General features: G+C 32.1%; 16 protein-coding genes. 1 reads left to right on the top strand and 15 read right to left on the bottom strand.

The window, feature by feature from the left end; all coding sequences use genetic code 11:
* Nucleotides 1-237: 237 nt before the first annotated feature.
* From DM444_RS13085 to DM444_RS13055, 7 genes are all read right to left on the bottom strand, one after another.
* Nucleotides 238-942: a hypothetical protein gene (locus tag DM444_RS13085; RefSeq protein WP_111287325.1), complete on the bottom strand. Its 705-nt coding sequence runs from the start codon at nt 940-942 to the stop codon at nt 238-240.
* Nucleotides 943-1,524 carry a nicotinate (nicotinamide) nucleotide adenylyltransferase gene (gene nadD / locus DM444_RS13080; RefSeq protein ID WP_111287323.1) on the bottom strand — a complete coding sequence of 194 codons (582 nt, stop codon included), beginning with the start codon at nt 1,522-1,524 and terminating at the stop codon, nt 943-945.
* Between the two features lie 32 nt (nt 1,525-1,556).
* Nucleotides 1,557-1,916: a four helix bundle protein gene (locus tag DM444_RS13075; RefSeq protein ID WP_111287307.1), complete on the bottom strand. Its 360-nt coding sequence runs from the start codon at nt 1,914-1,916 to the stop codon at nt 1,557-1,559.
* Between the two features lie 39 nt (nt 1,917-1,955).
* Nucleotides 1,956-2,531, bottom strand: a complete 576-nt coding sequence (gmk, locus tag DM444_RS13070; RefSeq protein ID WP_111287305.1) for a guanylate kinase — start codon at nt 2,529-2,531, stop codon at nt 1,956-1,958.
* A 69-nt stretch (nt 2,532-2,600) separates the two neighbouring features.
* Nucleotides 2,601-3,005, bottom strand: a complete 405-nt coding sequence (locus DM444_RS13065) for a hypothetical protein (RefSeq protein ID WP_111287303.1) — start codon at nt 3,003-3,005, stop codon at nt 2,601-2,603.
* Nucleotides 3,006-3,036: 31 nt separating this feature from the next.
* On the bottom strand, nt 3,037-3,897 hold the full coding sequence (locus DM444_RS13060) for a YicC/YloC family endoribonuclease (protein WP_111287301.1): 861 nt from the start codon (nt 3,895-3,897) through the stop codon (nt 3,037-3,039).
* A 95-nt stretch (nt 3,898-3,992) separates the two neighbouring features.
* Nucleotides 3,993-4,340 (bottom strand): arsenate reductase family protein, encoded by a 348-nt coding sequence (locus DM444_RS13055; RefSeq protein ID WP_111287299.1) that lies wholly within the window; start codon nt 4,338-4,340, stop codon nt 3,993-3,995.
* Between the two features lie 79 nt (nt 4,341-4,419).
* Between DM444_RS13055 and DM444_RS13050 the strand changes: the two genes are divergently transcribed.
* Nucleotides 4,420-4,875, top strand: a complete 456-nt coding sequence (locus DM444_RS13050; RefSeq protein WP_111287297.1) for a DinB family protein — start codon at nt 4,420-4,422, stop codon at nt 4,873-4,875.
* A gap of 30 nt (nt 4,876-4,905) precedes the next feature.
* Here the strand turns inward: DM444_RS13050 and DM444_RS13045 are convergent, their stop codons facing one another.
* From DM444_RS13045 to DM444_RS13010, 8 genes are all read right to left on the bottom strand, one after another.
* Nucleotides 4,906-5,397, bottom strand: coding sequence for a septal ring lytic transglycosylase RlpA family protein (locus tag DM444_RS13045; protein WP_111287295.1), 492 nt, complete (start codon nt 5,395-5,397; stop codon nt 4,906-4,908).
* A gap of 91 nt (nt 5,398-5,488) precedes the next feature.
* On the bottom strand, nt 5,489-5,911 hold the full coding sequence (locus DM444_RS13040) for a hypothetical protein (RefSeq protein WP_111287293.1): 423 nt from the start codon (nt 5,909-5,911) through the stop codon (nt 5,489-5,491).
* Between the two features lie 108 nt (nt 5,912-6,019).
* Nucleotides 6,020-8,797 (bottom strand): TonB-dependent receptor, encoded by a 2,778-nt coding sequence (locus DM444_RS13035; RefSeq protein ID WP_317048482.1) that lies wholly within the window; start codon nt 8,795-8,797, stop codon nt 6,020-6,022.
* A 333-nt stretch (nt 8,798-9,130) separates the two neighbouring features.
* A complete protein-coding gene (pgi, locus tag DM444_RS13030; protein ID WP_111287289.1) occupies nt 9,131-10,774 on the bottom strand; it encodes a glucose-6-phosphate isomerase in 1,644 nt (547 codons plus the stop codon).
* Nucleotides 10,775-10,885: 111 nt separating this feature from the next.
* Nucleotides 10,886-11,218 (bottom strand): hypothetical protein, encoded by a 333-nt coding sequence (locus DM444_RS13025; RefSeq protein ID WP_111287287.1) that lies wholly within the window; start codon nt 11,216-11,218, stop codon nt 10,886-10,888.
* Between the two features lie 6 nt (nt 11,219-11,224).
* The gene (locus tag DM444_RS13020) at nt 11,225-11,845 is read right to left on the bottom strand and encodes a hypothetical protein (protein ID WP_111287285.1); all 621 of its coding nucleotides are present in this window, start codon (nt 11,843-11,845) and stop codon (nt 11,225-11,227) included.
* Between the two features lie 9 nt (nt 11,846-11,854).
* Complete coding sequence (locus tag DM444_RS13015; protein ID WP_111287283.1) at nt 11,855-12,463, bottom strand: hypothetical protein; 609 nt, start codon at nt 12,461-12,463, stop codon at nt 11,855-11,857.
* A 52-nt stretch (nt 12,464-12,515) separates the two neighbouring features.
* Nucleotides 12,516-13,736 carry a M23 family metallopeptidase gene (locus DM444_RS13010; RefSeq protein ID WP_111287281.1) on the bottom strand — a complete coding sequence of 407 codons (1,221 nt, stop codon included), beginning with the start codon at nt 13,734-13,736 and terminating at the stop codon, nt 12,516-12,518.
* Between the last annotated feature and the right edge of the window lie 14 nt (nt 13,737-13,750).

Raw genomic sequence — 13,750 nt, 5'->3', positions numbered from 1 at the left:
GAAATCTTCACAAGTAACTCCATATAGTAAATCAATCTTTGTAGAGTTTCTAACGAAGATTTCTCCTTCGTCGAAATGACAAGATTGTGTATGGTTGGAATGAATTGCCTCCAGTTTTAACTGGAGGTTAAAAGAAATATCCCAATATCGGCTTTAGCCAAACATTGTATTTTGGCTAAAGCCATGTATTGTTGAAAATAAAAAACCTCCAGTTAAAACTGGAGGCAATTCAAAAATTTAACTGCAATATTTTGCTTTAAATTCCTGAGCATCTTTGTTTGAATTAAATTTTATTAAACTAAGACCTTCTTTGTTGCTAATTTGCTTTTCTCGTATTAATTTTCCAATTAAAAATTCGAAAAGAATATAGGAACGATGTTCTTCATTGATAAAATTTAGATATTCTTTTTTGAAAGGAATTTTTTCCTCAGTAATAATATGAATTAAAGCATTTTGCAATTCATCAAGATGGCGTTCTGAATTTAATTGAAAATGTTTTTCAATTTTAATTCCGTTATGAGTAAATGAAATTAGATTTTGGATGCCATTCCCATACATTGGACCGAATCTATAGTTTTGTGTTTTTTCTCCAGAAAATGAGTTTCCATAAATTACTAAATTCTCTAATTCTGTATATTTATATTCAATTTCATTTATCATTAAGAAATCTTCCTGTAATGAAATTGTTCCTTCAAAACAGCCATTTAGATTTTCGAATTCTGTAAATCTAATGAATAATCCCGCAAGATGTGGTAGTAAAATCACAGGTAATGGATAGTAGAAATATTGAGATAGTTGATAACCAACAAAATATTCAATTATTACAAGTGTTAAAGCATAAAACATCATTGCTCCTAGAGAAAAATAAGATAATTTCTCTGATAGGGTTAAATTGAAGAATTTAGTTTTTTCAGGAATAAAAATCGAAGCAGAAAAAAGCATTTACTTCTTATAAAAATTATTATGATCAATATATTCCCAAACCTTTGGAGGCAATAAAGGCTGAATATTTTTACCTTCTTTAATATTATTTCGAATAAAAGTCGAAGAGATTTCTACAATTGGCGCATCGATTACATGAATTTTTGGATGCGATTTTAATTCGACATTTTCTGGTTCGTCAGAAATTCTTGGATACACATAAATATCATGATTTTCGAGGATTACTTCATAGTTCCTCCATTTATGAAGCGTTTTCAAGTTGTCTTCGCCCATAATCAATGAAAACTCATGATTTGGATATTTCTCTTGTAAATGAGCGAGTGTGATAACGGTATAACTCGGCTGAGGTAATTTAAATTCAATGTCAGACGGTTTTATTTTCGGATAATCTTCTGTTGCCAGAAAAACCATTTGCAAGCGCTGTTGGTCGTCTAATAAAGTCGCTTTCTTTTTTAACGGATTATGAGGTGTAACAACCATCCAAATCTGATCTAAACCAGCATATTCTGCCATATGATTGGCAATGATTAAATGACCAACGTGTATAGGATTATATGTTCCGAAATAAAGACCTATTTTCATAGTTGTAGTAACTAGTGATTAGTAAAGAGTGATTAGTCTTTTAGTGTTTTTGAAAAGGCATTAATCATTTTTGATTCTTCCTCAATTTGATTTAAAATTTCTGCATAAAGAGTTTGATTGGTTATAAAACCAAGGTCATTAGCAATTAATAATTGAGTCTCGATTTCGAACAAAGAACCTCTTGATATGTTTAAAAAATGGCTAAAAGATTTATCTGTATTCCTGCCATAACCTTCTGCTATATTTGAGGGAATTGAAACGGAAGCTCTTTTTAACTGACTTGTTAAAGCATATAATTCTTCTTGAGGAAATGATTTTACTAACTGGTAAACTAAAGAAACTATTTTAACTCCTTTTTGCCAAACCAGTAAATCTTTATAAGACTTTATCATACTTGTTTTTTAAGCTAATGACTAATTACTATTCACTAATCACTTTTTAGAAATAAAATCCTTAACCAGTTGATGCGCTTCTTCAAGGGCAACTGGTAAATCATAGTTTTTGATGATTACGTCAAATTGAGGAGCAGTTGCCAATTCTACAGAAGCTTTTGCAATACGCATATTGATTTTGTCTTCGCTTTCTGTAGAACGTTGTTTTAATCGGCGTTTTAATTCGTCAACACTTGGAGGTTTAACAAAAACAGCAAGAGTTTCTTCTGGAAATTTATGTTTAATACGAAGACCACCAACTACGTCAATGTCAAAAATGACATTTTTCCCTAAAGCCCAGATTCTTTCAATTTCCGATTTTAAAGTACCGTAGAAGTTATCACGGTAAACTTCTTCCCATTCTAAGAAATCTTCTGCTTTAATGTGCTTTTTGAATTCTTCCAACGAAATGAAATAATAATCTTTTCCGTGTACTTCTTCACCTCGTGGTGCGCGCGATGCTGCCGAAATAGAAAATTCAAGATTTAAATCTTCTTGTCCTAATAAATGTTTTACGATAGTTGTTTTTCCTGAGCCTGAAGGTGCCGAAAAAACAATTAATTTTCCTTTGTTCATTATATGTGCTTTTATTTTAGGCTTTTGAGCTTAAGCCTTAACTCAATATTTTATTTATATTGAAATTGTTTATTGTATTTTTTTGTATAAAAAAGCGCAACCTTCATCACAAAGAATGCTATAATATTCATCTGCTGGTGTTAAATACATTTTTTCAGGGTCAGTTTTATGACGATTGATGATGTAATAGTATTCTTCTTTTGGAAAGGAGATATGAAGATTATCTCCAAAAGTTTCATAAGTGCCTTTATTCTTTAATTTATCTATTGCAATATTTCCTTTCTCAAAAGTTATTTCATTTCCATCTTCTATACTGATTTGAAACAGCTTGTTTACATCACTACCACTTGATTCTATTTCTTTCCATTTTCCTATAAGAGTAAATTCTTTAGGAGGGAAGTTAGAGCGATCTGCGAGAATCGTTATGCAAATTAGCAGGAAAACTTTCTCTATGATTTTAAAAATAGTTTTCATGCTTAAAAAGATCAATAAAGGATTTTTTAATTTAAAGAACGTTCAATACTTGTTCCTTAATCTTCTCCAATTCATCTTTCATCATTACGACCAATTTCTGCATTTGAGCATGGTTCGATTTAGATCCCATTGTATTGATTTCACGTCCCATTTCTTGAGTGATAAAGCCAAGTTTTCGTCCGTTAGCTTCAGAACCATTTAAAGTTTCTAAAAAGTAATCTAAATGATTTCCTAAACGCACTTTTTCTTCTGTGATATCTAATTTTTCTAAATAATAGATTAATTCTTGTTCAAAACGGTTTTCGTCTACATTAACTTGCAGTTCTGAAATTGCCGTTTGCAAACGATCTTTAATAGCTTGAACACGTTCTGGATCTAACGCCAGCGTATCGTTCATAAATTGGCGAATATTTCCAATTCGTAAATTGAATTCTTTTTCAAGAGATTCGCCTTCGTCTTTTCTAAAACTTAAGATGTTTTGAAGCGCTTCATCTATAATAACCTGAATTTGATCCCAGTCATCTTCGTCAATTTCTTCACGTTCTGTTTTTAATGTATCTGGCATACGAACCGCCATTTTCATTAATTCAGTTTCATCTGCATCAGGATTAACTTCTTTTAACTGTGTGATATAATATTTTACGACAGGCACATTTACTTTAGTTGAAGTTTGTTCTGCGGTATTTTCGATGTAAATCGCAAAATCAATTTTTCCTCTTTCTAATTTAGTCGAAATCTGAGTTCGTAATCCAAGTTCCATTTCGCGATAAAGCGATGGCATTCTTACATTCAAATCTAAACCTTTACTGTTTAGGGATTTTACTTCAACGGTAATTTTTTTTGTAGGCAATTGCAAAGAAGCTTTGCCAAACCCTGTCATAGATTGTATCATATAATTGAGTATAAAGGCGCAAAGATAATTAAAAGTTTGATGCCTTGTGTTGTAAATTGTGAATCAGTTTTGTAGGTCAAAATTTACGGTTATTCTTACGTTAGAGCATTTATGACTTCTGCTACATTTTTTTGGCTGTTGCCAATGTAAATTTTTCCGTCAATGATAAAAACTGGGCGACTTAAGAAAGTATAATGTTCTAAAATATATTTTTTAAAATCAGCCTCAGTTAAAGACTTGTTTTTTAAGTCCATTGATTTGTATAATTGAGCTTTTTTACTGAATAACGCTTCATAACTTCCTGAAAGGTTGTACATTTCTTCAAGCTGATCTTCTGTAATAGGATCTTGTCTTATGTCTTGAAAAACTAAATTGTTTTCGGGTAAACTTTTAATGATTTTTCTGCAAGTATCGCAAGATGATAAATAATATATTTTGTTCATGATTTTTGAATTTTATTAGAATACAAAGAAAATTCATTTGAAACTTAAAAATGCCTAATTTTAGAAAAAAAATAAAATTATGAGTTCAGTTTTTGATGTACAAAAAACGATTAGAGAAATTCTTTTGAAAATTTTAGATGGTCATTCATTAGAACAATTAAACAAAATTCCAGATGGTTTTAACAATAATATTATTTGGAATATAGGCCATTGTATTTCTTCGCAACAGGTTTTGGTTTATAAATTATCAGGTCTTCCAACAATGGTTTCTGAAGATTTCATTAACAAATACAGAAAGGGAACCAAACCTGAAGGAGATGTTTCTCAGGCTGAGGTCGACGAAATTAGAACATTGCTTTCGACAACATTAGAAAAAACAAAAAATGATTTTGAAAGTGGTCTTTTTGTTGATTACCATGAATATACTACAAGCATCGGATTCACGCTTCGTCATGTCCAAGGTGCTTTAGATTTTAATAATTATCATGAAGGACTTCATAGCGGAATCGCAATGGCGCTAAGAAAATTGGTTTAAAATAAAAATCCCGCTTTAAGCGGGATTTTTTTATTCTACTATGGTTTCAATGGTAACCTTCATTGCTCCGGCACCTTTGCTTTTTGTGATGTCCATAAAAGCTCTTTTAGACAAATCGATTTCGCGGGTTTTTACAAAAGGTCCGCGATCTGTAATTTTTACGATAACGAATTTGCCATTGGCTTCATTTGTTACTTTTACCCTAGTTCCAAAAGGAAGTTTTTTGTGGGCAGCAGTGTAACTGTTGTTGTTGAATCTGCTTCCGTTAGCGGTTCTTTTTCCGTTAAAACGATCTGCGTAGTAGGATGCATGAGCGTTTTTCTTGTATGGTCTAAGTTTTAAACCTTTATCTGTAAAAACTGAGTCCTCTGGTAAGGGAACAATAGTTGGTTTTACATTTTTAACAGTGTCTTGAACAATTTTAGGTTCTGTTGTAGGTTTGGTTTGGCTTATCACATAGGTAAAGCCGCTAAGTAACGTTAGAGCAATTGTGGCGAATAAAATGGTTTTTTTATTTCTCATGGGTTATTCTTTTTCAGACTTGGGGGGAGTTTGTACAAATAATATGCCGAGATAAAAAAAGCCCTGTAGGAGGGCTTTAATTGGTATTTTTTTAGAACCAAAGGTTCCAAGGAATTCTACTTAAAATAAGCAGTAATCCTAATCCGTAAAAAATAGCAAAGGTTTTAAATTTAGCTTCACTATTGATTAGTTTTTTATGTTTAGACCATCCAATTGTAATTAGGACGATAGCGATAATATTAATTAGAGGGTGTTCTAATGATGTTAATCTTAATTCTGCATTAGACATTTGTCCAAAAGCGGCTTTTCCAAGAGGAGAAACAAAATATAAGATTAAACCAATTAATAACTGAGTATGAGTTCCAATTAAGGCAAATAAAGCGATTTTACGATCTTTAGCAGTAAACTCTTTTTTTGATGTTACTCCGAGAATTGCGTTAACCACTGCAACAAGTAAAAGAAGCAATGCTAAGTACGCCCAACCAGAGTGGAATTTTTGTAGAAAATTATACATAAACTTTGTTTTTTGTTTAAAAACAAATATAGCAAAAAAGGCTATAAAAAAACGGCATCAAACTTAAAAGTCAATGCCGTTTTTATTATTTATTTAGATTCTAAATTCTTAGAAATCGTAACGAACGCTTAAGTTCCAAGTTCTTCCGTAACCAAAGTAAACTTTGTTTGCAGTAGCAACTCCGTTGTAAAGCTGACCGTTAGAAGCATAAGTTCCTAAAGCTGGGTTTGAAGTGCTTATGTTGTCATCAGCAAAGATGTTTGTAAATGATTCGTTGATGAAAACTTTATCAAAAACGTTGTTTACATTTAATCTGAAGTTTAATGAACCTAACTTAGGAGCAATGTTCCATTTGTAAGATACACCAGCATCTGTAGTTGCGAAACCTGGTAATTCCATAGCGCCTTTGTTATCAACAGCAGAGAATTTAGCTACATCGATATTTCCGTATAATTTTTCTGAGTAGTTAAGGTTTGCATCAACATTAAGACCGTTTAAGATCTCATAAGCCGCACCAAGTGCCATTGTTGTTTGAGCATTGTTTCCAACTTTAACTCCATCCAAGTATAAAGGTTGGTCTCCATCAATTGGGTTATTAGCAACATCAAAACGGCTACTTGTAGCATTACCGCTATATTTCCAGTCACCAATAGAGATCATTCCGTTTAATTTTAACTTGTCAATTGGTTTAGCTGTAACATCTAACTCAACACCTTTATGTATTTCATTAACACCTTGGAAAGTATAATATCCGCTAGGGTTAGTCGCTGCTTGGTCAGTTGCAGTTGTAAATCTGTCATCCCAAGTAGTATAATAAGCATTTAAGTTAGCATTAAAGATTCCAGAACGGAAACCGTAACCAAGTTCGATTGCTTTGATTTTCTCGTTTGTAAGGTTCGGGTTAACAATTGAAGCATTGTTAGGGTATACTGCATTGAAAAACGGTTGTTTTGAGTATATACCTCCATTTACAAATACATTATGGTGTTCGTCAATGTTATAATTAGCTCCAGCTTTAATATCTCCACCAGTAATAGTTTTGAAACCTGTTTTAGCAAGAGGATTATCATAAGCATACTTGAAGTGGTCAATTCTTTGGTAAGCTTGTTGAGATATAGCTCCTTGAAGGAAAGCCGTCAAGTTACCAGTAGTATATTCCAATTGTGTAAAAGCTCCATAGTAATTAACTTTACTGTCATTCCAGTAGTTAATTCTATCTTGGTAGTCTGTACTAATAAATGGATTTCCATTTGGTCTTGGAGCATAAGTAGTGCTAAAATAACCAGGATTGTTATTTACGTCAGCAGTGTTTTTGTAAACATCAGCTCCAAGTAAATCAATTAAGTTTTGAAAGTGAATACCTTGATACATTCTTCCTTCAACTCCAAAATCGAATGTAAGGTTTTCAGAGAATTTTTTGTCTAAATTGATTACTGTACCATACCAGTTGTGAGAGTTTACAGAAGCAATTTGAGAAATACCTGCTGTATTATTGATAACTGTTGCACCATTTACTCTGTTACTACCTGTATCAGCACTGTTTTCGTATTGTCCGTTTACTGGAACTCTTGTTCCTAAAGTTGTAGCTTGTCCTGAGTTCCAGTTTTCGATTAAATCAAAATTCACAAGACCATCAGGTGTTCTTAATGAGTTGTTTGTTGAGTAAGCGTTGTTTCCTCTAATACCACCATTTGTAGTAGTACCTCCTCCACGTCCCCATGAAGCATAAGCTACTGTAGATAATTTTGTAGTTGAGTTGATATCGTAATCCCAGTTAAGAGACATTACTGGTTTGTGGTAATAATTTGTTTTTAAATTATATTCTTCACCATTTCTCATTCCCCAATCAGAGTTGTATTTGATGTTTGGATCAGTACCATTACCGTATTTAATGTAATCACTTAAAAGTGGAGATGTAGATCTTTGGTCGTGCCATTGAGGTGCTCCTGTGAATGTAAATTGGAAGTTATGCTTATCGCTAGCTTTGTAACCTAAAGCAATGAAATAATTGTATCCTTCAAATTCAGTAGCATCAACGTATCCGTCTCCAGCTGTTCTACTAAATAAAACAGAAGCTGAAAGTCCGTTTTTCATAACTCCTGTGTTGTAAGAAGCTTGTGTTTTTAAGTAATTATTGTTACCAAAGCTTGAAGAAACAGATCCTCCTTCTTTCATATCAGATGTTTTAGTTACAATGTTGATTGTACCTCCAACAGAAGAAATAGCTAATTTAGAAGCTCCAAGACCTCTTTGAACCTGCATAGCAGATGTTACATCAGAGATACCTGCCCAGTTACTCCAGTAAACAGAGCTATTTTCCATATCATTGATTGGAACTCCATTGATCATAACTGCAATATTTTTTTGGTCAAATCCACGAATCGCAATTCTTGAATCTCCATATCCACCTCCTGCTTTTGAAGCATATACAGATGGAGTACTTTTTAAGATTTCAGGGAACTCTTGAGATCCTAATTTTGATTGAATTTCAGCTGCTTTAATTGTCGAAACTGCAACAGGAGTTTTTCTGTCTTTAGCTACGTCAATAACGCTACTTGTAACTACAACTTCGCTTAATTCGTTAGAATTTGAAGCTACTAGAGTAATAGTTCCTAAGTTTGTAGTTGCGCCATTTGATACTGTAAATTTTACAGTTTGGTTGTCATAACCTAAGAAAGATACAACGATCTCTCCTGTGCTTGATGTAGAATTAAGAGTAAATTTTCCATCAAAATCTGTTGAAGTTGCTGTAGTAGACCCTTTGATCACTACATTTGCTCCTGGTAATGAACCTGTTCCGTCGGTAATAGTACCAGTAACTTTTCCTTGAGAAAATACGGTTGAAACTATCATAAAAAATAGTCCGGTCAGTAACCAATTTTTCATTTTCTTCATTTTGTTATTGAGTTAATTGTTTTTGGCAAAATTATAACAAATAACTCAGATAATGTTATCGAAATGTTAAGAAAACAAAGTTTTGTCTTTTGTGTTGCGTATTAAAATGAATTATTCTTTTTTCTTTAAATAAAATGTCGTTTTGTTAAATTTATTCGGCTGTTTTTTGTTAAAAATATAATTTTTCTAATTATCTTGTAAGCTAAAACGTGCAATTAAGCGGTTTTTTTATGCTTTTTGTCGGTATTTTAGTAAAAAAAACGCCTTAATTTGAGTTAAATCAAGGCGTTTCAGAATGTTATGAAAGATTTAATTTTCTGTTTTTTATTTGTTTTTCAAGAAATGATTCAGCAAAAATGAAGTTGAACTGTCATGATTTTTAACAGCCTTAGAATTGATTTCATCTAAAATAGAATTAGCCAATTGCTTTCCTAATTCAACTCCCCATTGGTCAAAACTAAAGATGTTCCAAATTACTCCTTGAACGAAAATTTTATGTTCGTATAATGCAATCAAAGAACCTAAGCTTTTTGGTGTAAGTTTTTGAATCAAAATAGTATTAGTCGGTTTGTTTCCTGTGAAAACTTTAAAAGGTCTTAAATAAGATGCTTTTTCTGCAGAAAGTCCTTGTTTGTCAAATTCAGCCTGAACTTGCGCTTCTGTTTTTCCATTCATTAATGCTTCCGTTTGTGCAAAGAAGTTCGACATTAATTTATCATGATGATCTTCGTTTCCGTAAAGTGGTTTTACGAATCCAATAAAATCTGTCGGAATCAATTTTGTTCCTTGGTGAATTAATTGAAAGAAAGCGTGTTGCGAATTTGTTCCTGGCTCTCCCCAAATAATTGTTCCAGTTTGGTAATTAACAGGTTTTCCGTCACGGCCAACACTTTTTCCGTTACTTTCCATTGTTGCTTGCTGCAAATACGGAGCTAGTTTTGATAAATATTGTGTGTATGGAATTAAAGCTTCACTTTCAGCGCCATAAAAATTGTTGTACCAAACACTTAATAAAGCTAAAGTTACTGGAATGTTTTTGTCAAATTCTGCCGATTTGAAATGTTCGTCCATTTCATTTGCTCCAACTAATAATTGGCTGTAATTCTCAAAACCAATTGCTAAAGCGATGCTCAAACCAACTGCGCTCCAAAGAGAAAATCTTCCTCCAACCCAATCCCACATTGGGAAAACGTTGTCTGGATTAATTCCGAATTCTGTTACATTTTTAATGTTTGTAGAAACCGCTGCAAAGTGTTTTGCGATATCTTCTTGAGTTGCCGATTTCAAAAACCATTCTTTAATAGTTTCAGAATTTGAAAGCGTTTCTTGAGTTGTAAAAGTTTTAGAAACAATTACAAATAAAGTGGTTTCAGGATTTAGTTTTTTGATTACTTCATTTACGTGATCACCATCAACGTTTGAAACGAAATGGAGATTTAAATGATTTTTGTAAAATTGTAAAGCTTCAACAGCCATAACAGGACCAAGGTCAGAACCTCCAATTCCGATATTTACAACATCCGTAAAAGCTTTTCCTGTGTAACCTTTTCTCTGACCAGAAATTACTTCGTCAGTGAAATTTTTAATTTTATTTTTTACTTCGTATACTTCTGGAATTACGTTTTCTCCATCAACTTTAATCACTGCCGATTTTGGAGCACGTAAAGCGGTATGTAAAACTGCACGATTTTCAGTCTGGTTGATTAATTCTCCTCCAAAATATTGTGCGATAGCATCTTTTACTCCGATTGAATTTGCTAATTCTAATAAAAGAGAAATAGTTTCTTGACTGATATTATTTTTTGAATAATCTACTAAAAAGTCATTCCATTGTAAATTGAATTTTTCAGCACGAGCACTATCTTGTTGAAACAATTCTTGTATTGTGGTTTTATGAATTGCGTTATAGTGGTTTTGTAGATTTTTCCACGCTTCAGTCCCAGTTGGGTTTGTTGTGTTTAAAGCCATTTGATCTATAATTGAGTTTGTTTTTTGAAACACAAAAATACTGAAATAACTTTTAAAAGGAGAACGGTTTGCGATTATATAACAATTAGTTACGAAAACGTTTTATAGATTCTAAGGTTGAATTTTACTGGTTATGATTATTGCGCCATCATTTTCTTTTTCATTATATATTATGCGGCTGCTATTTTTGTTTAAAAACTCTAAACTAGATATGTCTGTTTTCTTTAAAGGTACTATTATGGTGTCTTTGCTTTTATCGTAAATTAAAGGTTTTCCGTTAATTACAATTATAGGTGAAGCGCCTATTTCATTTTGTTCAAAAGCATTATTTACGAATTCTGAAACATAATTTTTGTTTTTCCCAGTATCATTTAAGAGAAAAGTTTTTGGTTTAGAACATCCAATTGTAATTGCCGAGAGAGATAGTAATAAAATTTGTTTCATTAAGTTTTACCAAAATTTCCACCAAGGTTTCTTGTTAATTGCTATAGTTTTTTTAGCTACGTCAATATCAATTCTTTTTGGATATTCTATTTTAATTTTAGAATCATCAAAAAATAGAATTCCGTTTTCGTCCATCCCGAGAGGAAGTTTGGTTCTTTCTTTCCAATTTTCAGTTTGTAATTCAGGAATTAAAACAGCATCGATCTTTTCGCGAAAGCGTTTTTGAGCTTTTTCAGTAATTTCTTCTTCTAAGTTTGAAGATGAATTTTTGAAAAGTGAAATCGAGTTGTCTGGAATATTTAAAAGAAAAATTTGTGTTTTATCGCCAATTTTCTGCATGTCCAATACTTTAAAATAGGCAATTGAATCTAAAAGAAAATGACCAATTTTTGCCGAATCAGGATTAAACTTTGATAAATCTTTAGCATGTGCGCTTGCAATCAAATATCTGAAGTTTCCCGAAAGACCGCCGCTCATAGAAGTCATATCGGTAAAACCTTTTTCTTGAATTATTTGTCCAATTTTATAGTTTGAAATCAAATTTTCAGAAAGGGTAGTGTCTCTGTAAAATAATTTTAAACCAGAAAAAGTTTCATGGTAAATGGTTTTAAGACGCGCATTTTTCATGACTGTTTCTTATTTGAATTGAATTGTAACTAAGAAATAATGCGGAATACTAAAATGTGTTCCAAGATTTTCTGGTTTAACGTTTGACTGAACTACTTCGCAGTAAGAAGTACTTCCATCTGCATGTTTGGTTGGAGTAATAATAGCAAGGATTGGTGTTTCTTGATTGGCGTCAATATTCAATTCTCTTTTATTTCCAAAAAAATCTTTTAAGGTATAATCGTCAGAATCACTTTTTAGGTTAAAGTACGATTTTTTACTTCCAAATCTCACACCTCTGATATAAGTTTTTAATTTTCCATCAGCTATCTTAAATAGAAAAGTAAGCGATTCTTTATTCGATTTTATTTTGAAATAATCGGTTTCTCTGCCGTCAAAAAGTAAAGATGTATTTACAAGTTTGCCATCTGAAAATTCTTGTAGATTAATAACGTATTGTTTTCCTTTTAAATCTTTTCCTTCAAAATTGAACTGCTCAAAATATATTTTTTCAAAATCAAGTAAATTCTGAATTTCACTATTCTTACTTCCGTAATTGTTAGTTACTATAATGTTGTTTTGGGCAAAAGAAAAATTTACTGCCAAAGTAAGAAGCAGAAGTAAGTTTTTAAATTTCATATAGAATTGGTTGTTGGTTTTATTTTTATTTTGCTAAAATAAAGATTTATTCTTACAAATTCCCAATACTATCCAACTCTCTTTTCAAAGGTTCGATCTGTTTCATAAAACGAGTCCTGTCGCCTCCTGTCAAAGATTCTCCTGTTGGAAGATTCAGTCTAAGAGCATCAACCTGAACTCCATTTTTCCAAAAACGGTAACAAACATGCGGACCAGAAGCAAGACCTGTACTTCCAACTAAACCAATTGTCTGTCCTTGAGTAACGCGCTGCCCGCGGCGAACCAAGATTTTAGACATGTGTAAATATTGAGTAGAGTAGGTTCCGTTGTGTTTTACTTTTACGAAATTTCCGTTACCTGCAGTATATCCAGTAGTTTCAACAACTCCAGAAGCGGTTGTAGAAATTGGCGTTCCTGTTGGCGCTGCATAATCGGTTCCTTTATGTGCTTTCCAAGTATGTTGTACAGGATGGAATCTATTCATCGTGAATCTTGAAGTGATTCGGCTAAATTTGATTGGAGTTTTTAAGAAGAAGTTTTTAAGTGTTTTTCCTTCGTCATCATAGTATTCAATCTTTCCTGAAGTAGTGTCTTTTTCAAAAGGAAAAGCATAAACGATTTTACCTTTATATTCAAAAAATGCAGCTTCAAGATCTTCAACACCATCATACGTTTTTCCGTTGATGAATCTTTCAGTAAAAATTAATCCGTAGCGATCTCCTTTTTTAAGTTTAAAGAAGTCAATAGACCATGAAAATACTTTTGTAATTCTGCCAGCCAATGCTGTTTCAACATCTTCACCTCCTAAAGTTTCAGATAATGAAGTTTTTAAAACGCCTCCAATAATTTTTCTTTTTAAGGTAACCGGTTTTACTTTTTTGTAAGCTTTTGCAATGCTATCTCTTAAATCAATAACATAATAGCTTAAAGCATCTGGCTGATAAATAAAAACCTGTAAATCATTAGTTTTGTTTTTTGAACGAAGTAAAGTAAAAGGCTTGCCGTAACGAATACTTCTTACATTAAAAGAATCTTTAACTTGTTCTACAATATCAAAAACTTTTTTGTCTCCAATATTTTGACTTTGAATGATCGAACCGAAAGAATCTCCTTTCGAAATAGTATCATTTACAACATTAAAATCTGCGTAATTAAAACCGAATTCTATTTTTTTGGTTGCTGGTTTAGTGATTTTGGCTTCTACTTTTTCTTCTTCTTTTTTACAAGAAAAAATAGAAAACAAGACAATTAAAATTACGACTGCTTTTTTCAAACTTTATGATTTTT

The organism is Flavobacterium ginsenosidimutans (assembly GCF_003254625.1).
Lineage (GTDB): Bacteria > Bacteroidota > Bacteroidia > Flavobacteriales > Flavobacteriaceae > Flavobacterium > Flavobacterium ginsenosidimutans.
Note: the sequence above shows the minus strand (reverse complement) of the source record. Positions and strands in the feature narration are given on the sequence as shown.

What these genes read in the sequence shown, in the direction of transcription:
- DM444_RS13085 (WP_111287325.1), bottom strand. Translation starts at nt 942, where the DNA reads ATGCTTTTTTCTGCTTCGATTTTTATTCCTGAAAAAACTAAATTCTTC.
- DM444_RS13055 (WP_111287299.1), bottom strand. Translation starts at nt 4,340, where the DNA reads ATGAACAAAATATATTATTTATCATCTTGCGATACTTGCAGAAAAATC.
- DM444_RS13035 (WP_317048482.1), bottom strand. Translation starts at nt 8,797, where the DNA reads ATGAAAAATTGGTTACTGACCGGACTATTTTTTATGATAGTTTCAACC.
- DM444_RS13050 (WP_111287297.1), top strand. Translation starts at nt 4,420, where the DNA reads ATGAGTTCAGTTTTTGATGTACAAAAAACGATTAGAGAAATTCTTTTG.
- DM444_RS13045 (WP_111287295.1), bottom strand. Translation starts at nt 5,397, where the DNA reads ATGAGAAATAAAAAAACCATTTTATTCGCCACAATTGCTCTAACGTTA.
- DM444_RS13015 (WP_111287283.1), bottom strand. Translation starts at nt 12,463, where the DNA reads ATGAAATTTAAAAACTTACTTCTGCTTCTTACTTTGGCAGTAAATTTT.
- DM444_RS13025 (WP_111287287.1), bottom strand. Translation starts at nt 11,218, where the DNA reads ATGAAACAAATTTTATTACTATCTCTCTCGGCAATTACAATTGGATGT.
- DM444_RS13065 (WP_111287303.1), bottom strand. Translation starts at nt 3,005, where the DNA reads ATGAAAACTATTTTTAAAATCATAGAGAAAGTTTTCCTGCTAATTTGC.
- DM444_RS13075 (WP_111287307.1), bottom strand. Translation starts at nt 1,916, where the DNA reads ATGATAAAGTCTTATAAAGATTTACTGGTTTGGCAAAAAGGAGTTAAA.
- DM444_RS13020 (WP_111287285.1), bottom strand. Translation starts at nt 11,845, where the DNA reads ATGAAAAATGCGCGTCTTAAAACCATTTACCATGAAACTTTTTCTGGT.
- nadD (WP_111287323.1), bottom strand. Translation starts at nt 1,524, where the DNA reads ATGAAAATAGGTCTTTATTTCGGAACATATAATCCTATACACGTTGGT.
- DM444_RS13040 (WP_111287293.1), bottom strand. Translation starts at nt 5,911, where the DNA reads ATGTATAATTTTCTACAAAAATTCCACTCTGGTTGGGCGTACTTAGCA.
- DM444_RS13060 (WP_111287301.1), bottom strand. Translation starts at nt 3,897, where the DNA reads ATGATACAATCTATGACAGGGTTTGGCAAAGCTTCTTTGCAATTGCCT.
- gmk (WP_111287305.1), bottom strand. Translation starts at nt 2,531, where the DNA reads ATGAACAAAGGAAAATTAATTGTTTTTTCGGCACCTTCAGGCTCAGGA.
- pgi (WP_111287289.1), bottom strand. Translation starts at nt 10,774, where the DNA reads ATGGCTTTAAACACAACAAACCCAACTGGGACTGAAGCGTGGAAAAAT.